21 protein-coding genes and 1 riboswitch are annotated in these 24156 nt (G+C 43.1%); of the genes, 11 read left to right on the top strand and 10 right to left on the bottom strand.

Annotation, left to right across the window (positions count from 1 at the left end):
• The first annotated feature begins 297 nt into the window (after positions 1–297).
• Entirely contained in the window at positions 298–1329 is a 1032-nt protein-coding gene (locus tag D8S93_RS06445; RefSeq protein WP_006742133.1) for a porin, read from the top strand.
• A gap of 76 nt (positions 1330–1405) precedes the next feature.
• The gene (locus D8S93_RS06440) at positions 1406–2083 is read left to right on the top strand and encodes a DUF2057 family protein (protein WP_012841993.1); all 678 of its coding nucleotides are present in this window, start codon (positions 1406–1408) and stop codon (positions 2081–2083) included.
• Between the two features lie 85 nt (positions 2084–2168).
• On the opposite strand, the gene D8S93_RS06435 is transcribed toward D8S93_RS06440, so the two are convergent.
• Positions 2169–2870: a pseudouridine synthase gene (locus D8S93_RS06435; RefSeq protein WP_152812486.1), complete on the bottom strand. Its 702-nt coding sequence runs from the start codon at positions 2868–2870 to the stop codon at positions 2169–2171.
• A gap of 311 nt (positions 2871–3181) precedes the next feature.
• Here D8S93_RS06435 and D8S93_RS06430 point away from each other — a divergent pair, with 311 nt between their 5' ends.
• Positions 3182–5407 carry an NADP-dependent isocitrate dehydrogenase gene (locus tag D8S93_RS06430; RefSeq protein WP_053807162.1) on the top strand — a complete coding sequence of 742 codons (2226 nt, stop codon included), beginning with the start codon at positions 3182–3184 and terminating at the stop codon, positions 5405–5407.
• Between the two features lie 187 nt (positions 5408–5594).
• On the opposite strand, the gene cspD is transcribed toward D8S93_RS06430, so the two are convergent.
• The gene (cspD, locus tag D8S93_RS06425; RefSeq protein WP_005378407.1) at positions 5595–5813 is read right to left on the bottom strand and encodes a cold shock domain-containing protein CspD; all 219 of its coding nucleotides are present in this window, start codon (positions 5811–5813) and stop codon (positions 5595–5597) included.
• Positions 5814–6517: 704 nt separating this feature from the next.
• Here cspD and clpS point away from each other — a divergent pair.
• Together clpS and clpA are read left to right on the top strand one after the other, a co-directional pair.
• Positions 6518–6838, top strand: coding sequence for an ATP-dependent Clp protease adapter ClpS (clpS, locus tag D8S93_RS06420; protein ID WP_031780157.1), 321 nt, complete (start codon positions 6518–6520; stop codon positions 6836–6838).
• A 50-nt stretch (positions 6839–6888) separates the two neighbouring features.
• Positions 6889–9156 carry an ATP-dependent Clp protease ATP-binding subunit ClpA gene (clpA, locus tag D8S93_RS06415; RefSeq protein WP_152812484.1) on the top strand — a complete coding sequence of 756 codons (2268 nt, stop codon included), beginning with the start codon at positions 6889–6891 and terminating at the stop codon, positions 9154–9156.
• Positions 9157–9291: 135 nt separating this feature from the next.
• Here clpA and infA read toward each other — a convergent pair whose 3' ends face one another.
• From infA to aat, 3 genes are all read right to left on the bottom strand, one after another.
• Positions 9292–9510, bottom strand: a complete 219-nt coding sequence (gene infA, locus D8S93_RS06410; protein ID WP_001040192.1) for a translation initiation factor IF-1 — start codon at positions 9508–9510, stop codon at positions 9292–9294.
• An 81-nt stretch (positions 9511–9591) separates the two neighbouring features.
• Positions 9592–10293, bottom strand: coding sequence for an arginyltransferase (locus D8S93_RS06405; RefSeq protein WP_104974297.1), 702 nt, complete (start codon positions 10291–10293; stop codon positions 9592–9594).
• Complete coding sequence (aat, locus tag D8S93_RS06400) at positions 10290–10997, bottom strand: leucyl/phenylalanyl-tRNA--protein transferase (RefSeq protein WP_152812482.1); 708 nt, start codon at positions 10995–10997, stop codon at positions 10290–10292. Before aat ends, D8S93_RS06405 begins: the two co-directional genes overlap by 4 nt.
• Positions 10998–11036: 39 nt before the next feature.
• On the opposite strand from aat, the gene D8S93_RS06395 reads away from it, so the two are divergent.
• Together D8S93_RS06395 and aroA are read left to right on the top strand one after the other, a co-directional pair.
• The gene (locus tag D8S93_RS06395) at positions 11037–11513 is read left to right on the top strand and encodes a glycine zipper 2TM domain-containing protein (RefSeq protein ID WP_005390705.1); all 477 of its coding nucleotides are present in this window, start codon (positions 11037–11039) and stop codon (positions 11511–11513) included.
• A gap of 290 nt (positions 11514–11803) precedes the next feature.
• Positions 11804–13084 carry a 3-phosphoshikimate 1-carboxyvinyltransferase gene (gene aroA, locus D8S93_RS06390; protein WP_152812480.1) on the top strand — a complete coding sequence of 427 codons (1281 nt, stop codon included), beginning with the start codon at positions 11804–11806 and terminating at the stop codon, positions 13082–13084.
• A 65-nt stretch (positions 13085–13149) separates the two neighbouring features.
• Here aroA and D8S93_RS06385 read toward each other — a convergent pair whose 3' ends face one another.
• Positions 13150–13398 (bottom strand): YciN family protein, encoded by a 249-nt coding sequence (locus tag D8S93_RS06385; RefSeq protein WP_005387884.1) that lies wholly within the window; start codon positions 13396–13398, stop codon positions 13150–13152.
• 438 nt (positions 13399–13836) lie between these two features.
• Here D8S93_RS06385 and topA point away from each other — a divergent pair, with 438 nt between their 5' ends.
• The 4 genes from topA to D8S93_RS06365 all read left to right on the top strand — a co-directional run bounded on the left by topA (position 13837) and on the right by D8S93_RS06365 (position 20655).
• Positions 13837–16467, top strand: a complete 2631-nt coding sequence (gene topA, locus D8S93_RS06380; protein ID WP_005390711.1) for a type I DNA topoisomerase — start codon at positions 13837–13839, stop codon at positions 16465–16467.
• Between the two features lie 609 nt (positions 16468–17076).
• On the top strand, positions 17077–18294 hold the full coding sequence (glgC, locus tag D8S93_RS06375) for a glucose-1-phosphate adenylyltransferase (RefSeq protein WP_005390714.1): 1218 nt from the start codon (positions 17077–17079) through the stop codon (positions 18292–18294).
• Positions 18284–19741 (top strand): glycogen synthase GlgA, encoded by a 1458-nt coding sequence (gene glgA, locus D8S93_RS06370; RefSeq protein WP_152812478.1) that lies wholly within the window; start codon positions 18284–18286, stop codon positions 19739–19741. The genes glgC and glgA overlap by 11 nt, the downstream gene beginning before the upstream one ends.
• Positions 19742–19851: 110 nt before the next feature.
• Positions 19852–20655 (top strand): alpha/beta fold hydrolase, encoded by an 804-nt coding sequence (locus D8S93_RS06365; protein WP_006742124.1) that lies wholly within the window; start codon positions 19852–19854, stop codon positions 20653–20655.
• 37 nt (positions 20656–20692) lie between these two features.
• Here D8S93_RS06365 and D8S93_RS06360 read toward each other — a convergent pair whose 3' ends face one another.
• The 4 genes from D8S93_RS06360 to purR form a co-directional block, all read right to left on the bottom strand.
• A complete protein-coding gene (locus D8S93_RS06360; RefSeq protein WP_152812476.1) occupies positions 20693–21013 on the bottom strand; it encodes a DUF2007 domain-containing protein in 321 nt (106 codons plus the stop codon).
• A 20-nt stretch (positions 21014–21033) separates the two neighbouring features.
• Complete coding sequence (locus tag D8S93_RS06355; RefSeq protein ID WP_046874737.1) at positions 21034–21720, bottom strand: TVP38/TMEM64 family protein; 687 nt, start codon at positions 21718–21720, stop codon at positions 21034–21036.
• Between the two features lie 115 nt (positions 21721–21835).
• Positions 21836–22426 (bottom strand): TfoX/Sxy family DNA transformation protein, encoded by a 591-nt coding sequence (locus D8S93_RS06350; RefSeq protein ID WP_005390721.1) that lies wholly within the window; start codon positions 22424–22426, stop codon positions 21836–21838.
• A gap of 116 nt (positions 22427–22542) precedes the next feature.
• Positions 22543–22632: riboswitch (cyclic di-GMP riboswitch) on the bottom strand.
• A gap of 285 nt (positions 22633–22917) precedes the next feature.
• Positions 22918–23922, bottom strand: a complete 1005-nt coding sequence (purR, locus tag D8S93_RS06345; protein WP_005390722.1) for an HTH-type transcriptional repressor PurR — start codon at positions 23920–23922, stop codon at positions 22918–22920.
• Between the last annotated feature and the right edge of the window lie 234 nt (positions 23923–24156).

Here is a 24156-nt window from a genome sequence, read left to right as displayed (position 1 = left end):
TTTTGGGTTTAAAATCTCATTGTTAATGGTTTTATAAATTATGAAAAATCAAGAGGATTGATTAGATGTTCGTCGAATAAATAAAGATAAACTTTTCAAGTTATTGTTTTTAAATGTTATTTTTGTTTTTTTACATTGGTATTTAGAAAATTTGACAGCCAGAATAATCTTTTGCACTCTTAGCTCCAGATTTTGAGAAGGCGCTGTATAACGTTTTGTTAACGCTCTATCTCAAACATATAAAAAAAGGGAACCGGACAAGGATATCCCGAACTAAGAAAAGGCAGTGGATTAATTATGAAAAAAACTCTATTAGCACTAGCTGTAGTTGCGTCTGCAACTTCAGTGAACGCAGCTGAAGTATTCAAATCTGAAGAAGGTTCTGTAGATTTCTACGGTCAGCTACGTCCAACTCTTCTATTCCTAGACAGCACAGACCACACTGCAGAGCTAAACACTAGCTCTTCTCGTATGGGTGTAAATGGTGTTTACGTTGTAAACGACAACCTAAAAGTTCTAGGTGAAGTTGAAATCGGTGTTGCTCTAGGTGACAACTACGGTGCAGGTGCTGATTCAAGCGAGCGTACTGATGACTCAGTATACGTACGCCGTCACATCTTTGGCTTCGACATGGGCGATATGGGTACACTTCGTTTTGGTAAAGAAGGTACTTGGGCTGATGACATCTACGGAGCTGATTACTCATACTTCTTCGGTGGTTCTGCACTTCTTTACGGACACGCGTGGAACAACTCTTCTCAAATTAAATACGCTTACGAAAATGACGCATTCTGGCTAAAAGCTGGTTACGCGCTAGGTGAGAAAGATCAAAACGAAGAAATCCGCGAAGTATTCGTAGGTAAGTCTTTCAATGACCTATCTGTACACGCTGGCGTTCTTTCTTCTGAGAACAAGATTGCTTCTAAAGGTAACAACACTGAGAACCTATCTTTCGAAGTAACTGCTGAATACGCTCTAGATGAGCACACTCTAGGTGCTACGTACTACTACAACGAAAATGAAGACAAAGCAGCTAACGAGACTATCGATTCTCACGGTATCTCTCTAGCAGGCATGTTCGCTGTAGCTCCTAAAACAACACTTTACTCTGGCTACGAGCTAGTAATGTCATCTTCTGACAAATCTGGCAAGAAAGATGGCGACCAATCTAAGTTTTACGCTGGCGTTGAATACAAGTTCTCTAAATGGGCTCGCGTATTCGCAGAAGCGGGTTACAATTTTGATGGTGATAAGCTAGAAGCTGGTAAAACAACTGCAGAAACTGATTCTAAAACTGACTTCGGTGTTGGTGCACGTTTCTACTGGTAATCAATACCCAGTTTGATATTGTAAGACCCAGCTATATGCTGGGTCTTTTACTATGAAGATAAGGATGAAAAACTCTATGCAGTTATCATTAAAAGTGGCAATGGCGTTGTCTATTCTTGCCAGTACAAACCTTTATGCTGCAACGACTTTAGTGGTTCCAGAAGACGTGAAGTTACTGGCCGTCAATATGGAGAAGCCAAAACTTGAGGGGGGACTTTTCTCTAGTGAGAAGACAATTGAGATCCCCGACGGAACTAACCAAATTGTCTTCAAATATCAACCTGCTTTTGAAACAAACGAAAACCTTAAGACAGTTTACAGTGACGTGATCATCGCTAAGTTTGATGTTGAAAATGAAAAACTAAAGTTTGAACTACCAGAGTTTAAAACTCTTCGTCAAGCGCAAAACAACATCTCACCTTTAGATTGGCAACTGCTGGACACCAAAGGTCAACCTATTGCTTTGGTCGAAGATGTATTAGAGTCAGATGGTGTTCAAATTGGTCGTAATTACCCTCAAGAATCTCGTAACTACAATATTGCTGGCGGTATCGCGAGTGTTGCCGTTAGTTATGTAACTGTGAATCAGCATCAACAATCAGTAAGTGATATCGAGCCTCGAGTTGAGAGTAGTGATACCCGTTCAACAGTCGCATCGAACGACAGCCCAATGGTTGATGTATTAAAGACGATGTACCAGAAAGCGTCTCCGGCGGAAAAAGAGGCATTTAAAAACTGGCTTGCTGAGCAGTAATCCCTTAGTTCATTAGATAGGGCTTAACTGAAAAAGTACGAATCTAAAAAGCAGGCTTTAAGCCTGCTTTTATCTTTTCTGCCTATTAGAGAGAGATTTCTCTCCATTCACCAGGCATTAGGTCTTTAAGGACGATATCACCCATCGAATGACGAATGAGGCGCAAAGTAGGGAAGCCAATGTGCGCAGTCATGCGACGCACCTGACGATTTCTTCCTTCAATAATGGTAATGGCTAACCAAGTGGTAGGGATATTTGCGCGAAAACGAACAGGAGGGGTTCTATCCCAGACTTGTGGTTCTGGAATCACTTCAACTTCGGCTGGTAGGGTCATACCATCTTTTAGCTCTACTCCCTTTCTCAATTTTTCAAGATCTTGCTCTAGAGGAGCGCCATCGACTTGAACCCAATAAGTCTTCGGGGATTTTGACTCTGGCTGCGTGAGCTTCGCCTGCAAGATGCCATCGTTAGTGAGCACCATCAAACCTTCGCTGTCTCGGTCCAATCGGCCAGCCGCATAGACATCTTTGATTGGGATATAGTCCGCTAACGTTTTGCGACCATCACCATCGGTAAATTGACTGAGCGTGTCGTAAGGCTTGTTGAATATAATGACTTTACGGTCTTTTGGATCCACTTTTGGCTTTTGGTTTCTTGCTGAGCGAACAGGGCGACGGTTTGTTTGAGTACGAGTCTTTGAGCTATTGCGAGCTCCTGAGTGTTTAAATCGGCCCGTTTGGGATTGATTGCGACCGCGACCTTTTTCATGACCTGTACGAGATGACATGTTAACTACCCTGCAAAAATGTAAATGAACTGTGTTTGAAAGTTTTAAGTTTTCTCATGATCGGATATGATTTGCGCGCCTAAAACTAACAAACGCGCACAGAATGATAGACTAATTCGTGTTATTTGTTTAATTATATCAGTGCACTCATGGATTCAGAGCTTAGAGCTTCATACTACAACAAAGAGTGCGAACCGCATGTGGCGTTAGTGAGGAGACATGTACTGCTAACGTGCAGCAATGCGTCAATTAAACCAACTCAGACGCTGAGTTGATCAGCCAACAAGTTGATTAAAAAATAGGGAAATTTCATGCCTACAGAAAAACCTACAATTATCTACACCATCACTGATGAAGCGCCGGCGCTAGCAACTTATTCATTACTACCAATCATTCAATCATTCACAGCATCGTCTGGCATCAATGTAGATACTCGTGATATTTCACTAGCAGGTCGAATTATCGCTAACTTCCCAGAGCATCTAAAAGAAGAACAGCGCATTGGCGATGCGTTGACAGAGCTTGGTGAACTAGCTCAAACTCCAGAAGCAAATATCATTAAGCTACCTAACATTTCAGCTTCAGTTCCTCAGCTTAAAGCGGCGATTAAAGAGCTTCAGGCGAAAGGTTACGATTTACCAAACTACCCAGAAGAACCGAGCACGTACGAAGAGAAAGCGATTAAAGCGGCTTACGACAAAATCAAAGGTAGTGCGGTTAACCCAGTACTTCGTGAAGGTAACTCAGACCGTCGTGCTCCAACTTCGGTTAAGAACTACGCGAAGAAAAATCCACATTCAATGGGTGCGTGGTCATCAGAGTCTAAGTCTCATGTCGCGAGCATGTCAGATAACGACTTCTTTGGGAGCGAAAAGTCGACAACCATCTCTGGCGCAACAGAGGTCAAAATCGAGTTCGTCGGTAATGACGGTACAGTTAAAGAGCTTAAGCCGGCTTTCCCATTACTAGATAAAGAAGTCATTGACACTTCAGTGATGAAGAAGAAGGCGCTGGTTGAATTTTTCGAGAAAGAGATTGCTGAAGCGAAAGCACAAGACGTGCTGCTGTCTCTTCATATGAAAGCGACAATGATGAAAGTTTCTGACCCTGTCATTTTCGGCCATGCAGTAAAAGTTTACTACAAAGACGTTTTCGATAAGTACGGCAAGCTGTTTGAAGAGCTAGGCGTTGATGTAAACAATGGCATCGGTGATGTTTACTCAAAAATTGAGTCTCTACCTGAAGCGCAAAAAGCAGAAATTGAAGCGGCCATTCAAGCGGTTTACCAAACTCAACCAGAACTTGCGATGGTTGATTCTGATCGTGGTATCACAAACTTACATGTACCAAGCGACATTATTGTAGATGCTTCTATGCCAGCAATGCTTCGCTCTTCTGGTCAAATGTGGGGACCAGATGGTAAACAAAAAGACACCAAAGCGATGATACCAGATCGTAGCTACGCAGGTATTTACCAAGCGGTGATTGATTTCTGTAAAGAGCACGGTGCATTTGACCCGACCACTATGGGTAGCGTGCCTAACGTTGGCTTAATGGCTCAAAAGGCAGAAGAGTATGGTTCTCACGACAAGACATTCATTCTAGACGCAGCGGGTACTGTTCGCGTTGTTGATACTGCGGGTAACGTATTGTTAGAGCAAGCGGTTGAAGAAGGCGATATCTTCCGTATGTGTCAGGTGAAGGACGCACCAATCCAAGATTGGGTTAAACTAGCAGTGACTCGCGCACGTGCAACAGGTGTTCCAGCCGTATTCTGGCTAGACGAAAACCGTGCGCATGATGCTGAACTCATTAAGAAAGTAAATACCTACTTACCAGAGCACGATACTGACGGTCTAGAGATTAAGATCCTATCTCCTGTTGATGCTTGTAAGTACTCGCTAGAGCGTATGAAAGCGGGTCTGGATACTATCTCTGTAACGGGTAACGTTCTTCGTGACTACCTAACAGACCTGTTCCCAATTCTAGAGTTAGGTACGTCAGCTAAGATGCTATCTATCGTTCCATTGATGAATGGCGGTGGTCTATTTGAAACAGGTGCTGGTGGTTCTGCTCCTAAGCATGTTCAACAAGTAGAAAAAGAGAATCACCTTCGTTGGGATTCTTTAGGTGAGTTCTTAGCACTAGCTGCATCCCTAGAACATCTAAGTGTGGTGGCAAACAACCCGAAAGCGCAAGTTTTGGCGGATACGCTAGACAAAGCGACTGGTGAGTTTTTAGATACCAACAAGTCTCCGTCACGTAAAGTGGGCGAATTAGATAACCGCGGTAGTCATTTCTACCTCGCACTTTACTGGGCGAAAGCACTTGCCGAGCAAACAGACGATGCTGATCTCGCTGCTGAGTTTGCACCGATTGCGAAAGCGTTGTCAGAGCATGAAGAAAAAATCGTCGCTGAGCTAAACAACGCACAGGGTGTGAAAGGAGAACTGGGCGGTTACTATCTGCTAGATGATGCATTGGTTTCTAAGTTGATGCGCCCAAGCGAAACCTTTAACGCGATCATTAACAAGTAAAATAGATGAAAAGAGCACGTCGCTTTCGGCGTGTTTCTTCTTTTATCAATACTTTGTATGTGGTCTATCTGTATTTCATAAGCTACAAATAGTAAGAAACCCGCTATCTTGGCGGGTTTATTTTTCTCTTCAGAACATCAAAATGACGTTTCGAGAGCAATATTTTTATTTTTCGACAGCGCTCTAATTATTTGGCTTGACCTTCAAGAGGCACGACGCTACTCGCGTGACAGCCTTTGGGACCTTTTTCAATCTCGTATGAGACTTGTTGGCCTGCTTTCAGTGTACGATAACCGTCCATCTGGATAGTTGAGTAGTGGGCAAAGATATCTCCCTCTTCTTCATCTGAACAAATAAACCCAAATCCTTTGGCATTGTTAAACCACTTTACTGTACCTGTAGCCATGCTTTTACATCCCTCATGCATTTTTTACTGAGTTGTTACAACAACCAAGTTATACCTTTAACCTGGTACTACTATTGTCAGCGAACGCTAACAAACATCTAGTCAATGAGAAATCACATTCACCAAGCTGCTTAAAAACAAATGGATTCAAAATGACGATTTATGCATCAACACTTTCCACTGTAGTCAATGAATCCCGACAGTCAATAGCATTAAGCAACAAACAGAAACATAATTGAAAACAAATCACTTTTGAGATTAACAAATTTGCAAACAGTTTTTCGTATATACGCGGAAGTTTGGTCAATTAGCCTGCAAAGTAGTATTCACTGGAAAAACCATACTGTTCGTGTTGCTTATGATAGATGAATCCTCTAACTGAATAAAAAATGAAGTTTTCGTGATAATTACCCCATTCTCAGTTAGGAAGTGTGATCTCGGTAGAAGACTGAGAGATGTTTCGCAATAGCTCGGAGGGGGTAAAAAGAAAGTTATTTTATAAGTAAAAATGTGTAACTTATCGACAAGCATCTTTTATTTGCGCCCCCTCAAGACCTGCATTAGTCTCTATATTAGGTAGCAACTTTTATCGATCAAAGATCGAATTCGGTGCCATATCTCACTACACCGCGCTGCACGCTTGTGGTAGATTGTTTTTATAGGTCGAAAACATCAACCCTTTGATACGATATCTTTGAATTGCCATGAGTAAAAATTTTGAATGGGTCACTCCGGACTCTGATCTTCTGGAGCGAGAAAGTACGAAAGTTCAGCCACCTAAGCTGTACAATGTTGTACTAAATAATGATGACTATACACCTATGGATTTCGTCATAGAGGTACTTGAGCGATTCTTTTCACATGACATTGATAAAGCGACTCAGATCATGCTCAAGATTCACTATGAAGGAAAGGCAATCTGTGGCACATACAGTGCAGAAATTGCCGAAACAAAAGTAGCGCAAGTTACGATGTACGCAAGGGAAAATGAACATCCGCTACTTTGCACTATGGAGCAAGCGTAAACAAAGAAGACTTGCTCGAACAACCCAAGTTGTTTTTTCGGGAGGTACTTATGCTAAATAAAGAACTAGAGTCAAGCCTTAACGGTGCATTTGCTCGGGCGCGAGATAAACGCCACGAGTTTATGACTGTCGAACACCTCCTACTTGCATTATTGGAAAATGATGCAGCTAAGGAAGCCCTTTTAGCTTGTAAAGCGGATCTTGACGCTTTACGTAACGAACTCGATATATTCATCGATCAAACTACGCCTCTTATCCCAGACAGTGATGAGACGCGTGAAACCCAGCCGACTTTGAGTTTTCAACGTGTGCTACAACGCGCCGTCTTTCATGTACAGTCGTCTGGCCGCAACGAAGTAACAGGTGCAAACGTGCTTGTGGCGATCTTCAGTGAGCAAGAGTCGCATGCCGCCTACCTACTGAAGAAAAACGACATCTCCCGATTAGATATTGTTAACTTTATCTCCCATGGTATTACTAAAGCGTCAGGTGCAAGCGAAGACCCATCATCAGATTCGTTCACTTCAGAGAGTGTCGAAGAGCCGAATTCTGAAGAACGTTTGGAAAGCTTTGCGACTAACCTTAATCAGGTCGCTAAAGATGGCAATATCGATCCACTGATTGGTCGCGATAAAGAGCTAGAGCGCACTATTCAAGTACTTTGCCGCCGCCGCAAGAATAACCCATTACTAGTGGGTGAAGCCGGGGTAGGTAAAACAGCCATCGCAGAAGGTCTTGCTTGGCGAATTGTAGAAGGGCAGGTCCCGGAAGTTATTCAAAATAGCGTGATTTACTCATTGGATATTGGTTCTCTATTGGCTGGTACTAAGTACCGTGGTGATTTTGAAAAACGCTTCAAGGCGATTTTGAAACAGCTTGAAAAAGAAGAAGATGCAATTTTGTTCATCGATGAGATACACACAATCATCGGTGCGGGTGCGGCTTCTGGTGGTCAAGTTGATGCCGCAAACCTTATCAAACCTCTACTAAGTAGCGGTAAGTTGCGTTGTATCGGCTCGACTACATACCAAGAATACAGCAACATTTTCGAGAAAGAGCGTGCGTTGTCCCGTCGTTTCCAAAAGATAGACGTTGTAGAGCCTTCTCTGGATGACACAACTAAAATCTTGATGGGCTTGAAGCCGAAGTACGAAGCACACCATGAAGTACGTTACACCAATAAAGCACTGCGTGCCGCGGTAGAACTTTCGGCGAAATACATCAATGAACGTCATTTACCAGATAAAGCCATTGATGTCATTGATGAAGCTGGCGCTCGCAGTCGTCTTGCTCCTGCAAGCCGCCGTAAGAAAACGGTTGGTGTTGCCGATATCGAAGCGATGGTTGCCAAGATGGCACGAATCCCAGAGAAGTCGGTTTCTTCTTCAGATAAAGACATCTTGAAGAACCTAGATAGCAAGATGAAGATGTTGGTATTTGGTCAAGATAATGCGATTGATGCATTATCCGAAGCGATCAAGCTGACACGTGCAGGTTTGGGCGTGGATAACAAACCAGTTGGTTCATTCTTGTTTGCTGGCCCTACTGGGGTGGGTAAAACAGAGGTGACGGTGCAGCTATCTAAGCTTCTAGGGATCGAGCTACTTCGTTTTGATATGTCGGAATATGGTGAGCGTCACTCCGTGAGTCGCTTAATTGGTGCACCTCCTGGTTATGTCGGTTACGACCAAGGTGGCTTGCTAACAGACGCTGTTATCAAGCACCCACATTCAGTCGTATTACTCGATGAGATTGAGAAAGCGCATCCAGATATCTTTAATTTGCTATTGCAAGTGATGGATAATGGTACGCTAACGGACAACAACGGTCGTAAAGCAGACTTCCGTAATGTCATCCTCGTTATGACAACCAACGCGGGTGTGGCTGAAACTGAGAAGAAATCAATTGGTTTGATTCAGCAAGACAACAGTCACGATGCGATGGCGGAAATTAAGAAGGTATTCACTCCTGAGTTCCGTAACCGTCTTGATAACATCATCTGGTTTAACAGCCTTGATGAAAGCGTTATCCATCAAGTTGTTGATAAGTTTATTGTTGAACTGCAGGTGCAACTTGATGCTCGTGGCGTATCAATGGAGGTATCGCAAGATGCACGCCATTGGTTAGCGAATAAAGGTTATGATAAGGCGATGGGTGCTCGCCCAATGGGACGCGTTATCCAAGAGCAACTTAAGAAACCTTTGGCTAATGAATTGTTGTTTGGCTCTCTAGTCGACGGCGGCACTGTGAAAGTAACACTAGTGAATGACACACTTAAATTTGAATATTTGAGTGAGAAAGAGGCAGCGATGCATTAATTGCTCCGTAGGGAAGTAAAAGCGCACGATTTTATCGTGCGCTTTTTGTTTGTCTGAACCTACTCGGAAATAAAAATCATGCAATAAAAAACGGAGCAAACTGCTCCGTTTTTTATTGCATCCGAAAATCAGAGATTAACGAGCGCGGAAGACGATGCGGCCTTTTGACAGGTCGTATGGAGTCATCTCTACAGTTACTTTGTCACCCGTTAGGATACGGATGTAGTTCTTACGCATCTTGCCAGAGATGTGAGCAGTCACAACGTGACCGTTTTCAAGTTCAACACGGAACATAGTGTTTGGTAGAGTGTCAAGGACCGTGCCTTGCATCTCGATTACGTCTTCTTTAGCCATTTAATCCTCTTTAGAAATTAGGCAATATTAGCGGGCTATATTCTGCCGCTAAATAGTAATTATGTAAAGTTGAGGCGTATTCTACCCTCGCCAACGCTGATTTACTAGCCTTTGGTGGCGTTGAAAGCGTGTTTTGTAGTTCATTGCTGGACACTCATCAATCTGATAACCCAAATAAAGCCACTGTTGTTTGTTTTCTTGGCAGTATTTTATTTGATAGAGCACTGCCAAAGTGCCAAGAGATAACGGGTAGTCAGGGTCAAAAAAAGTATAAAACGCACTCGAACATTGAGTCATTACATCCGTTACCGCAATGGCGAGTAATTGATTTGACTCATCGTAAATATGTAAAAATGAAGTGGTCAACCAGCTGGTTTGGGCAAACCGAGAAAACTCATCACGCTTTGGTGGGTACATAGTGCCGTTTTTATGCCGTTTGCAGATGTACCGACTGTAAAGCTCAAACCATTCCTCATCCATTTCAGGTTTCATTTCCCAGCGTAAAAACTGTGCTTTACTGAGCAGCCTCTTCTGGCTTTTTGATAGCGTCACGTCCGGAATCGAGACTCGAATTGGCTGGCAAGCATTACAATGCTCACAGTGCGGTTTATATATGGTATCTCCGCTACGACGAAAGCCGTTGGCCATCAGCAGTTGATAGTTTTCTTCAGTATGCAGCCCTGCATCAAGTGCCACCGCCACACGCTCTTGCCGTTCAGGCAAGTAACTGCAAGGGTGATTATTCGTTAATCCAATTCGAATATGTTGTATATCCGTACTCATACTGAATCCTGCAAAACTTGGGGCTTATAGGTATCAAATAGTGTTTGTTTTTCTCTTAAAGATAGTAGTTTTTGCATAAGCTCGTTACGCTCTAGTTCAAATGCGCCAAGTGATGCCAAGTGCGAGTTCATAACCTGACAATCGATTAATTGACCTTGCTTTGACGCCAAATGGTTGCATAAGTACCACAATGCAATTTTAGATGCGTTATCTTTTAGGCTAAACATCGACTCTCCGCAAAAAAGTTGACCAACGCAGATGCCATATAGTCCCCCAATGAGCTCGTTGTCATGCCATACTTCTACAGAGTGACAGTGACCAAGTTTAGCTAACTCAATATAAGACGCTTGCATGTCCTCGTTGAGCCAAGTTTCTTCTGCAGGACGTGTTGATGAACATAGTCTAATCACTTCTTCTGTCGCGAAATTGAGCGTTACTTTATAGTTATGTTTACGCTGAAATTTTTTGAGACTTTTAGACGGTTTAAACGCTAAGGGATCAAAAACAGCGCGTGGGGAAGGGCTCCACCATAGAATAGGTTCTCCAGGACCATACCAAGGGAAAATGCCTTGATAGTAACCATTGAGGATTCTCATGGGATCTAAGTCACCGCCAAAAGCAAGCAAACCATTGGGATCGCTGAGTGCTTTATACGGTGAGGGAAAGTTGAACGTATCATCGAGTTCAGTTAAATAAATAGCCATAAGAAGTCGTTACCAACATTAGAGTCAGAGGAGTTTATGATGACCTGGTCAAGAAATATTGTGAAAGTATGGCTTTGGATCATACTGTTTTTCCCACTTGCCGCCAACGCAGCATATGAAAGAAATGTTGCCAAGCCGGTAAATGAAGTGGTGTATGGGAAGATTGACTCTGTCCGTTATATTACTCAGCAAGAGGTCGTTCAATCGAAAAATAATGGTTGGAAAACGCTACTTGGTGCCACAATAGGCGGTTTAGTCGGCAATCAATTTGGTGGTGGTACTGGACGAGAAGTTGCGACGGCAGTGGGTGCACTTGCAGGTGCAGCGGTTGCACAAAATCAAAGTAATTACCAATACACGGTTGAATATAAGTTAGTTGAGCTACTCATCAAAGTGAAGGGCGACAAGCTGATTAATGTTATCCAAGATGTTGATAAAAATATGCTATTTAGTCGAGGGGATGAAGTTCGTATCTTATATTTTGATGATGGAGTTAGGGTTGATATCGCTTATTAATCCTACGTTATTTTAACCTAAGGTAGCCTAACCAGGCATGCACAGTAGGGCTGGCTTATCGTCAAATAAAGTCGAAATAGCTTGCTGTTTCGTCGCGCCTCTTTCGCTCTTATTTACATCGCTGGCAATGCCTTTAATTCTGCATCTTTAGGCTACTTGAGTATATTCATAAATTAGCGCCGATTTGCTCTGGTTTTGTCGTGTTTTTTTGGGTAGTCTGAATTCACGAAGAATTGTTTAGCTCTCATAAAAAATCGTATGTTGAGGGCACAAAGGATTATCAACTTTTAATGGAAAGCCTAACGTTACAACCTATCAATAAAATTCAAGGGGAAGTGAATCTTCCTGGCTCTAAAAGCGTTTCTAATCGAGCTCTTTTACTTGCTGCTCTTGCTAAAGGCAGAACTCGCCTTACTAACCTCCTCGACAGTGATGATATCCGTCATATGCTGAATGCGCTGACTAAACTCGGCGTTCAATACCAACTTTCCGAAGATAAAACAGAATGTCTCGTTGAAGGCCTTGGGCGTCCGTTTTCTGTCTCAGGACCGGTAGAGTTATTTCTCGGTAATGCTGGCACTGCGATGCGACCATTAGCCGCGGCTCTTTGTCTTGGAGAAGGGGAGTATGTACTGACGGGCGAACCTCGTATGAAAGAGCGTCCAATTGGTCACCTTGTCACGGCACTGAAAGATGCTGGTGCGAACGTTGAGTACATGGAAAACGAGAACTTTCCGCCTCTCAAAATAGTCGGTACTGGCCTAAAAGCAGGTACAGTTTCTATCGATGGATCCATTTCAAGTCAGTTCTTGACCGCTTTCTTAATGTCTGCGCCATTGGCTGAAGGTGAAATTCGCATCAACATCGAAGGCGAGTTGGTTTCTAAGCCTTATATCGATATCACCCTGCATATCATGAAGCAGTTTGGGGTCGATGTGATCAACAACGACTATCAAGAGTTTGTGATTCCTGCCGGTCAGCAATACATCGCTCCAGGTGATTTCTTGGTTGAAGGTGACGCGTCTTCTGCTTCTTACTTCTTGGCGGCGGCAGCCATCAAAGGCGGAGAAGTTAAAGTCACGGGTATCGGTAAAAACAGCATTCAAGGTGATATTCAATTTGCTGATGCGCTTGAAAAAATGGGTGCAGAAATTGAATGGGGTGATGACTACGTAATTTCACGTGCTGGTCAATTGAAAGGCATCGATATGGATTACAACCATATCCCTGATGCTGCAATGACCATCGCGACAACAGCGCTATTTGCCGAAGGCACTACTGCTATTCGTAACGTTTATAACTGGCGTGTAAAAGAAACAGACCGTTTGTCAGCTATGGCGACGGAATTACGTAAAGTTGGTGCGGAAGTGGAAGAAGGGGAAGACTACATCATTGTCAAACCTGTCTCTCAGTTAAAGCATGCTGCAATTGATACTTACGATGATCATCGAATGGCGATGTGTTTTTCGCTGGTGGCACTTAGTGATACGCCTGTGACGATTAACGATCCAAAGTGTACGTCGAAAACGTTCCCTGACTACTTCGACAAACTTAAGGCTTTAAGCTGCTAAATATTCTGACCTGAAACAAAAAAAGCCAGAGTGAATAACACTCTGGCTTTTTTTGTTTTCCGCTACTATTTAACCAGCGTAAATTCCTTGGAAAGGTGGTGCGCTAAGTATTTGAACATATTGAATACTGCAGTCGTATTTGAAGTTGGTAAACCTTTGTCATCAAGGAAGTATTCACCTTTAAAAACTAAAACACCTTCTTTTTCTTCTACGCTTGTTGCTCGCATCCCTTCGATGTAATCATCGTGCTCTTGGATGATTTGGTTAGCGATCAAAAGAAGGTCGAACTCTTCGATAAACGTTCTATCAGACATACTTTTTCTACCATTCATTTCAGTTGAGAACGCTGAGTATACCTACAACTAAAATGGGTTTGCATGATTAATTCAGTCAATCGTTCACTTAGCCTAAACAGATCAATTTTTAGAGTGTAAGTATGATTAGTTGGAGGAGTATGACAGAGCCACTGAACGAAACTATTTTGTGATGCGTAACAAAATTTATTGCATTGGATTAGCGGATGCTAAGTTTGCCTGTTTAGATATGCCGCTCAATACCTTTCAGAACCCTGTCTCTTTGAAGTATAAAGACGATGAATTGTCAACCAATCGGATCTGAATTTCAAAAAAGCAGTTGATCTTCTTTTCATCTCGCACAATAGTAAAAAAAGAAGCAATGAAATAGAACATTATGCGGGTGGCCTTTAAACAAGGTTTCTACCCGCATTATTATGAAGGACGTTAGAGTCAGTTATGGGTAAATCACTCGTTATAGTGGAGTCACCAGCCAAGGCAAAGACGATAAATAAGTACCTTGGTAAAGACTTTATTGTTAAGTCTAGTGTTGGTCATGTGCGTGATCTGCCTACGGCCGGTCAAAGCACTGGTGAGAAAAAAGCCGCAGCCATCTCAACAAAAGGGATGAGTCCGGAAGAGAAAGCGCGCGTTAAAAAAGAGAAAGACCGCAAAGCGTTGATCAAAAAAATGGGGATTAACCCATATCATGACTGGGAAGCGAATTACCAAATCCTTCCAGGCAAAGAAAAAGTTGTCAACGAACTACAAAAACTCGCCAAAGACGCAGATTGCGTTTATCTCGCAACCGATTTGGACCGCGAAGGGGAAGCAATCGCATGGCACCTTCGTGAGATCATCGGTGGCGATGAAGAGCGATACAAACGTGTAGTTTTTAACGAAATTACGAAAAACGCGATCCAACAAGCTTTCCAGACACCTGGTGAGCTGAACATGGATGGTGTTAATGCCCAACAAGCGCGTCGCTTCATGGACCGTGTCGTTGGTTTTATGGTTTCACCTTTACTTTGGAAGAAAGTGGCTCGTGGTTTATCTGCTGGTCGCGTGCAGTCTGTTGCGGTGAAACTATTAGTTGAGCGTGAGCGTGAGATTAACGCGTTTGTACCAGAAGAATTCTGGGATATTCATGCGAATACGAAAACGAAAGACAAAGCTGACTTTAAACTGCTTGTTGCTCAGAAAGATGGTTCTGCGTTTAAGCCAGTTAATGAGGCAGAAACCAAAGCAGCGATGTCTGTGCTTGAGAATGCAAGTTACGAAGTATGTAAGCGTGAAGATCGCCCTACAAAGAGCAAGCCTTCAGCACCTTACATCACCTCTACGCTTCAACAGGCAGCAAGTACACGTCTGGGCTACGGCGTGAAAAAGACCATGATGCTAGCTCAGCGCCTCTATGAGGCCGGTTACATCACTTATATGCGTACTGACTCGACTAACCTAAGTGCCGAGGCTGTGGACGCTGTACGTGACTTTATTGGTTCTGAGTTTGGTGATAAGTACTTACCAGCGAAACCATTGACGTACGGTAGCAAAGAAGGGGCACAGGAAGCGCACGAAGCGATCCGTCCTTCAAATGTGGGTGTTAAAGCGGAAGACCTGCAAGGTGTCGATGCTGATGCGCACAAACTTTACGCTTTGATTTGGAATCAGTTTGTCGCGTGTCAAATGACGCCAGCAGAATACGATTCAACAACCATCAGCGTAAAAGCAGCAGAATACACGCTTAAAGCGAAAGGCCGTATCCTTAAATTTGACGGCTGGACTCGTGTACAACGTCCAATGGGCAAAAACGAGGATACAATCCTTCCTGCGGTACAACTTGGCGATAAGCTAAGTTTAGAGTCACTTGACCCTAAACAGCACTTTACAAAGCCACCTGCGCGCTACACTGAAGCAGCACTGGTTAAAGAGCTGGAGAAACGAGGTATTGGTCGTCCGTCGACTTACGCATCGATCATTTCTACGATTCAAGATCGTGGTTACGTGAAAGTTGATCAGCGCCGTTTCTACGCTGAAAAAATGGGTGAAATTGTTACTGACCGCCTTGATGACAGCTTTAACGATTTGATGAACTACGACTTTACTGCGCGTATGGAACAGAAATTGGACCAAATCGCTGAAGGTGAAGTGAACTGGAAAGCTGTGTTAGACAACTTCTTTGCTGATTTTACTGGCGATCTTGAAAAAGCGGAGCTGGATGAGTCAGAAGGCGGTATGAAGTTAAACCACATCGTCATGACGGATATCGAGTGTCCGACGTGTAGCCGTCCAATGGGTATCCGTACTGCTTCGACAGGTGTGTTCTTAGGCTGTTCTGGTTACGCGTTACCACCAAAAGAGCGTTGTAAGACAACCATCAACTTGGGTGACGAAGAGGGTATTATTAACGTTCTAGAAGAAGACGTTGAAACGGCCGCGCTTCGTGCTAAAAAGCGTTGTCCGATCTGTGAAACGGCGATGGATGCATACCTGATTGATGACAAGCGTAAGATGCATGTTTGTGGTAATAACCCGAACTGTGAAGGCTACCTTGTTGAATACGGTGAGTTCAAAGTCAAAGGCTATGATGGTCCAGTTGTTGAATGTGACAAATGTGGCTCTGATATGGTGCTTAAGAACGGTCGCTTTGGTAAATACATGGACTGTACGAGTGAAACGTGTAAGAACACTCGTAAGATTCTGAAGAATGGCGAAGTCGCGCCACCGAAAGAAGATCCTGTTCATTTCCCCGAGTTGCCTTGTGAAAACTCAGATGCGTATTTCGTACTTCGTGATGGTGCTTCAGGTCTATTTATGGCGGCAAGCAACTTCCCGAAATCTCGTGAGACACGAGCTCCTTTGGTTGCGGAACTGGCACGTTTTGAAGAGCGTTTGCCTGAGAAGTTCAAATACCTAGCGACAGCGCCGCAAGAAGATCCTGATGGTCGTCCTGCAGTCGTACGCTTTAGTCGCAAAACAAAAGAGAACTACGTTCGTTCGGAAGAGAACGGCAAACCATCTGGTTGGACAGCGCTCTTTGTTGAAGGTAAGTGGGAAGTCACAGATAAGCGTAAAAAAGCGAAAGCATAAAAATGCACCATTAAAGTAATGTAAAAAGGCAGCGATATCGCTGCCTTTTTGCGTAGGGGCCGACAGTTTTCTCCTGCGCATTCTTCCTCTAATCGACCTTTCCTCACTTTAACAAGCACCATTGTCGCTAGAAAACACCAGAGTCACGATTTATTAGTAGCGAACGTATTTTTTATGTAAAAAACATTCGTCGTAACTTTCATTTTGCGTTCATATATTTGTTATATATTAAGCTCAAAAAGTCGGTCGTGTAGTGAATCCGTTCGTAAATTGTTTTCATAATGTAATCGTTTGCTTTTGCGTGTGTGATCTAGATATCGTCTTGAGTAAGCAAAAACTGTATGGAACACAGAATGGCGTATTAAAAATTGTAATTTAGAACCTGCTTAGATAATTTATTACAAAAATTAGTGCAACTGTGTGCATTTTGCGTCGAAAAATAAGAAAAGAGTGGACGTTGCATGCTGGAAGTGCCGTAGCTTTTTTATCGTGTTGTAAGAGTTCAAAGAAACTCCTGATACGGTTACTAAATGTATTCGCTTGACTCCCCGAGTATGACTCATTCAAGCGAGTACCAAATCCAAGCTATAACGATATGGAGAACAACAAATGGCTGGTGTTTTGGGAATGATTCTTGCTGGCGGTGAAGGCTCTCGTTTGAGACCTTTAACAGAATCTCGTAGTAAACCTTCGGTACCGTTTGGTGGTAGCTATCGATTGATCGATTTTGCTCTAAACAATTTTGTAAATGCGGATTTAATGCGCATTTACGTCCTCACCCAATTTAAATCTCAATCTTTGTTCCATCATTTAAAAAAGGGCTGGAACATTAATGGCATCACTGACCGCTTTATCGATCCTATTCCTGCTCAAATGCGCACTGGTAAGCGTTGGTACGAAGGAACGGCAGACGCGATCTATCAAAATCTCCGTTTTATGGAATTAGAGGAACCAGAGCAAGTTTGTATTTTTGGCTCTGACCATATCTATAAGATGGATATCAAACAAATGCTGAACTTCCATTCAGAAAAGCAGGCTTCTCTGACGGTATCTGCATTGCGTATGCCACTAAAAGAGGCGTCGCAATTTGGGGTTATCGAAGTGGACAGTGAAGGTCGCATGATAGGCTTTGAAGAGAAACCAGCAAACCCGAAGTCAATTCCTGGCGATCCTGATTACGCTTTAGTTTCAATGGGTAACTACGTTTTTGAGGCTCAGGTGTTATTCTCTGAGTTGGTTGAAGATGCGGATAATGAAGCTTCATCACATGATTTTGGGAAGGATATTATTCCTAAGATGTTCCCTCGAGGTGACGTGTTCGTGTATGACTTCAGTACTAACAAAATCAGCGGTGAAAGAGAAGAGGTGTACTGGCGTGACGTGGGAACCATTGATGCGTACTGGGAAGCGCACATGGATCTGCTAGAAAAAGACGCACCGTTTTCACTATATAACCGTAAATGGCCGCTGCATACTTATTATCCTCCATTGCCGCCAGCGACATTTACAGACTCTGATAATGGCCGTGTTCAGATCATCGACAGTTTGGTATGTAATGGCAGTTACGTCAGAGGCTCAAGAATAGAAAAGTCGGTGCTTGGGTTCCGCAGTAATATTGCATCTGCTTGCGATATCAGCGAATGTATCCTTCTTGGTGACGTGAAAATTGGCGAAGGCTGTGTTTTACGTCGTGTGATTGTCGATAAGGATGCCGATATTGCTCCTGGTACTCAGATTGGTGTGAATCTTCAAGAAGATAAAAAACACTTCCATGTGTCTGAGGAGGGCATTGTTGTTATTCCGAAAGGAGCTCGAGTTGGCTACTAACAACTTATCTATTCTGTTTGTAGCTTCTGAGGTTGAAGGCCTCATTAAAAGTGGTGGCTTGGCAGATGTTGCCAAGGCACTACCGGAAGCCCTTCAAAACCTACAGCAAGACGTAAGAATTACCATCCCTGCGTACAGCAGTATTGATAAACTCGCAGACGCAGAAGTTGTATTAGAAACAGAATTAACATCATGGCCGCATTCGGAGTATCGAGTTTTGCGGCTCATGTTAGGTCAAAATCCTGTTTACCTGATTGATTGTCCGCCGTATTTCAATCGACCATCGATGTATGCGGAGAACAACCAAGCGTATACCGATAACGGTGAGCGCTTTGCGTTTTTTAGTGCGGCATGTTTAGACATGTTGCCGAAGCTTGCTTTTCAGCCGGATATCATACACGCGAACGATTGGCACACTGGTCTTGTTCCATTTTTGCTCAAGCACAGGTATAGCAATGATCCGTTTTTTGCTCATACTAAAAGCGTCATTTCAATTCACAATGCGGTCTTTAAAGGCGTATTTAGTTATGAAGACGTGCAGTGCTTGCCAGAGTTTCATTGTCGAAACGTTCCCGATGCTGCGGTGAGTGCAACGCATATTACTATGCTCAAAGCTGGTGTAATGAATGCCGATAAGATAAACGCGGTCAGCCCTACGTACGCAGAGGAACTCAAAACAGAGCTTGGCAGTCATGGAATGGCTTGGGAGTTTCAGCAACGCGCGCAGGACTTAGTTGGTATTTTGAACGGTTGTGATTACAGTGCTTGGAACCCGGAAACGGATACTTACTTGCCAGTTAATTACTGCGCTGACCAACAAAGTATGACGCAAGGCAAGAAAGCGTGTAAACAAGCATTACAACTGCGGCTAAATTTGCCTGAAAAAGATGTAGCCATGTTCGGTATGGTTTGTCGGTTGACCCAGCAAAAAGGTGTGCATTACTTGTTGCCTGCTTTGGCCGATTTTTTGAAGCACGATGTTCAACTAGTTGTCGTTGGGACCGGAGACCCTGTACTAGCCGCTCAGCTAGAAGAGGTTGCTGCACAGTTTTCTAGTAAATTTGTCTTCGTAGAAGCTTATGATAATGAACTTGCGCATATCGTTGAAGCGGGTTCTGATTTCTTTCTGATGCCTTCTGAGTTTGAGCCGTGTGGTTTGAATCAAATCTATAGTATGGCTTACGGTACATTGCCGATAGTACGTGGTGTCGGTGGTCTAAAAGACAGCGTCAACGATTATGATGTGAACCCTTCTGAAGCGACGGGGTTTGTTTTTTTCGAACCGACACCGCAGGCATTGTTGTTAACGATGCTAAGGGCACTGTTGCTCTATGCTCAAAACGAACCTGAAGTGAATAAAGTACAGTTGCACGCGATGCAACAAAATTTTTGTTGGCAAAAGGCCGCAGAAGCTTATTTGCAACTTTACAATTCGGCGTTAAATTGACTTAAAATTGTAACGAAAGGCACCGAATGAGGTGCCTTTATTATCTTGAGTAAGGGGAGTGTGGTAGGATGGCTTTTTACTCAATAGCACGACCTTTTTGATACTTGAATATGACCCAGCCGCTACTTTTTCATAAAACCTATTTGCACCCTACTAGTCATGAGTGGGTTGTATTTGTGCATGGTGCTGGCGGTAGCTCTTCTATCTGGTTCAAGCAAATCAAAGCTTACAAGCAACATTTTAACTTATTGCTGATCGATTTAAGAGGTCATGGAAAGTCAAATCAGTTACTTAAAGAGCTCATTGCCAGCCGTTATACCTTTACGGAAGTTACCCAAGATATTTTGAAAGTATTGGACCATTTAAAGATCCAATCCGCTCATTTTGTCGGTATGTCGCTTGGTACCATTATTGTTCGAAACCTTGCTGAATTATCAGCAGAGCGCGTGCGTTCAATGGTGCTCGGTGGCGCTGTCACAAGGCTCAATACTCGTTCTCAAATATTGGTTAAATTAGGTAATTTTTGTAAGCACATTCTGCCGTACATGTGGCTCTACAAACTTTTTGCGTACATTGTTATGCCACAGAGAAGCCAGCGAGAGTCTCGCCATCTTTTTATTCGTGAGGCCAAGAAGCTTTGCCAAAAAGAATTTAAACGTTGGTTTATTCTTGCTGCTGATGTAAATCCTTTAATGAAGTATTTTAAAGATCGAGAGTTACCCATTCCCACACTCTATTTAATGGGCGACAGAGATTACATGTTTATTAAGCCTGTTAAAGAAATGGTTGCGGCGCATAAGCTTAGTGTTTTACGAGAGATCCCCAACTGTGGTCATGTTTGTAATGTTGAGCGCCCTGAAGATTTCAATCAACATTCCATCGAATTTATTAAGCAGCAAACGGTTTCTGCTTAGCGCTTAATAAATCGATTGAATAGGAGTAGGGGAGTTATTAAGGCTCCCCTATTTGATGTCCACATTGCCAACAAGCACCAAACTGCCCCTCGTTTACCTCATGGCACTTCGGGCACTGCCAATCTTGATACTTATTTCCATCGGATTGTTTGCGGTAGGCTTGTACTATTCCTTCTGCTTTTACTCGTTGTTTGGCGTCAAAAAGCCAGACATAAGGATCGGTATCATCACTAAACGGCAGCTCTCCTTTTAAACCGAAAATACCTTCTCCGCGGACTTCACAATAGACTTGCTCGGTTTTCAATAATTCGCACACGATATGCGCTTCTGCTGGGTTTTTAGCGATAAATATTTTCATCAAACACGTCCACTTACTAATTATGAGTTTTGCTGACTCGGTGTTGGCCTTACTTTATTCATAACCCATTTAGTGATGATTGGAAACAGCCCCAGTAATGCAAAAGAGGCCAATACCGCCGGTGAAATAATGCCTGACAGGCTTTCAATTGTTGCTAACTGAGTACCGGCGTTTAAGTAAACTGCAGTGCCTGGCAACATACCTACTTGGCTAGTAAGGTAAAATCGACCTACAGACATTGGCGTTAAGCCCATCAACAAGTTGATAAGAAAGAAAGGGAATACCGGAATGAGACGCAAGGAAAATAGATAAAATGCACCGTCTTTTTCGACACCTTGGTTAATTGCGATTAACTTATTGCCAAACTTGTTTTGTACCCAGTCACGCAGCAAATATCGGCTGCTTAAAAATGCTAGCGTTGCACCCATAGTACTGGCGAAAGAAACCAGTAATAAGCTCGTCCAAAAACCAAATAGAGCCGCACCAAGTAATGTAACCACAGCTGCCCCAGGAATAGAAAAAGCGGTAATTGCAATGTAGGCAAAAAAGTAAATAGCTGCCGAAAAAACAAAGTTCTGATCGATGTATGTGGTCAGCGCTTCTTGTTGTGCTTTTGCATTTTCCAACGTTAAATACTGACTAAAGTTAACGCCTAAAAAGATAATGATCGCGACCAGGATTAGGCCTAATATCAGTTTCTTATTCATATTTATGATTCCAATTTGGGATATATATAATAAGACAGAAGGAAAGTCGAAAAAATTTCACAAAAAAACCGCAGATTAGACTGCGGTTTTACAAGATAGTTTTTAAGGCCGACTTTTATTGGAGGCCGTTCATCAACTCATCTCGGCGAGCTTGAGGTACAACGCTCCAATGAGTACCGTTAATAGCCCCTTCTAGTGCCCATAACAGCTCAATGTTGACGGTTGCAGAGTGCGTATCTCTTATCGCTTTATAAGCGTTAAGTGCACCTTCCTCTTCCAGTTTTTCTACTGACTCAATGCCTGCTTTTTTCAGCATGCGTTCAGTCGCCAGTCGTAAGTTAGGCAAATCTTTTAAGCGATTAGGCTTTGTAGTTGCTTGCTGTTCTTTTTCAAGCTTTGCCTTTTTCAACGATTGGTTAGCTACTTCGATTAAGCGTTCGCTAGACTCCCATAAATCGTTGGAAATTGCGTAGTACTTAGTAACGACTGGGAAGCCACGTTTCTTATAAACGTAAGGCTTTAGCCCTTGTTTCTCGAAGTCAGATGAAGTTTGTTGGTCTGCTCTTATATGAAGCTGATTATTTACAACTAGTGCAAACATTGTTTCATCAGCGAATAGTCCGAAGCCACCAAACATTGAGCGCGACTTGATATTACCAAGTGCCTCAAATAGCTTCATAGAGTCTTTGAGTATCGGTTTATCCATGTTTTGTTATCTCGGTGTAATTAATATTACGCCACCAAAAGTCAGGTCCGAGAGAGTAGCAAACATGCGCAAAAGCAATGTCATTACAGGGTAAAGTCATCGCTTGCACACTTGCCATCGGTAACCCCGCTACCTTCCATATAGTACTATGGTTCAGGCCGGAGGCTTTGCGTCCCACCCTTTCGAATGGTTTGCCCTGTGCGTGACAGAATGAGCATACTTCGTATATTGAATTAACATCACGTTTTACCCGTAAAAGTGTGATTCTGGTTCAATAAAAAGTGTCGACAAGCGCATGTTTGTGCATATTTGAGAATAAGGCGGGATGATCTCGAGGTTGTGAGGGAGTGTGATTTACCTACATATAAAACAGAGACTTAGAGATTCGAGATTTTTTGTCTAACAAACCTAAGTCAGGGAAAAGTTATTTAGAGACAAAAAATAAGCGCCCTTTTAGAGCGCTTATTTGACATCGTTATATTTGGCGAATTTTAGTTCATTTTCTTCACGGTGTTTCGAATTACAAGCTCAGGTTGCATTTCGAAAATTCGCTTTTCGTGTTCTTTATCTTTGATTCGCTCAAGTAGGATCTCGAACGCATTTTTACCCACACGACGTTTAGGTTGGTGGATAGTTGTTAACGGTGGAGAGAAGTATTCCGCAAGCTCGATGTTGTCGTAGCCGATCACTGAAATATCATCAGGAACTTTGATACCGTTTTGTTGTAGGCGGCTCATTAGGCCCAGAGCCATTGTGTCGTTAAAACAGAATACCGCTGTCGGACGTTTGTCCATTGCTGTAATTTTATCTGCGACTAATACGGCCGTATCACATTCAAAGTTACCTTCAAGGATCCAGTCCTCATTTACAGTTAGGTTCGCTTCGCTCATCGCGCGACGGAAACCTGCAATGCGCTCTTGGCAAGCAAGTTTTTCAAAATGACCGCTTAGACAAGCAATATCAGTATGGCCATTGTCGATCAGATGTTTGGTTGCGATGTAGCCACCTTCTTCTGAGTTATCCATGATCTTGTCCGCTTGTGAGCTTTCTGGACCCCAATCCATGACCACTTTAGGAATGTCGGCATGACGGTCAAGCATCTCTTTAAGCTCTTCGGTTAAGTCAGAACACATCACTAGGATGCCATCAACACGTTTTTCAGCCAGCATACGGATGTAATCGCGTTGTTTTTCGTAAATCCCACCCGTATTACACAGAATCAGAGTGTAGCCTTGGCGGTAACAGTAGCTCTCAACCCCGTCAATCACTTCTGAGAAGAATAGGTTGGTTGACTGCGTTACTAACATGCCAATCGTACGAGTTGAGTTGCACTTTAGGCTGCGTGCAACCGCACTTGGCGCGTAATTCAACTCGTCCACGGCTTTCATTACTTTTTCTTGCGTTGCTTCTGCAACGAAACGCGTTTTATTGATAACGTGCGAAACTGTCGTAGTGGAAACGCCGGCTAAGCGAGCAACGTCTTTTATAGTGGCCATAAATGGTGTCCTGTATCGAGCTACTGAAATATGTCGTGTTGGATGTACCTGATGCTCTAATGGTTTTACACCCAGCAATCTAAGGTTGGCGCTAAGTGTTTCGGCAGCGGTTGGTCCAAGTACGACAAAAGGGTACGTAGCAGCATCGGTCGATGAATTTTATCTTTTTTCTATCTGATGAGAAATTGCCATCAACCTGTTAAAAAACACAAAAACCGCTATATTTCAGCGGTT

This window comes from Vibrio sp. VGrn 2 (assembly GCF_009361695.1).
Classification (GTDB): Bacteria; Pseudomonadota; Gammaproteobacteria; order Enterobacterales; family Vibrionaceae; genus Vibrio; species Vibrio diabolicus.
The sequence above is the reverse complement of the archived record's forward strand: the minus strand, read 5'-3'. Positions and strand labels throughout refer to the sequence as shown.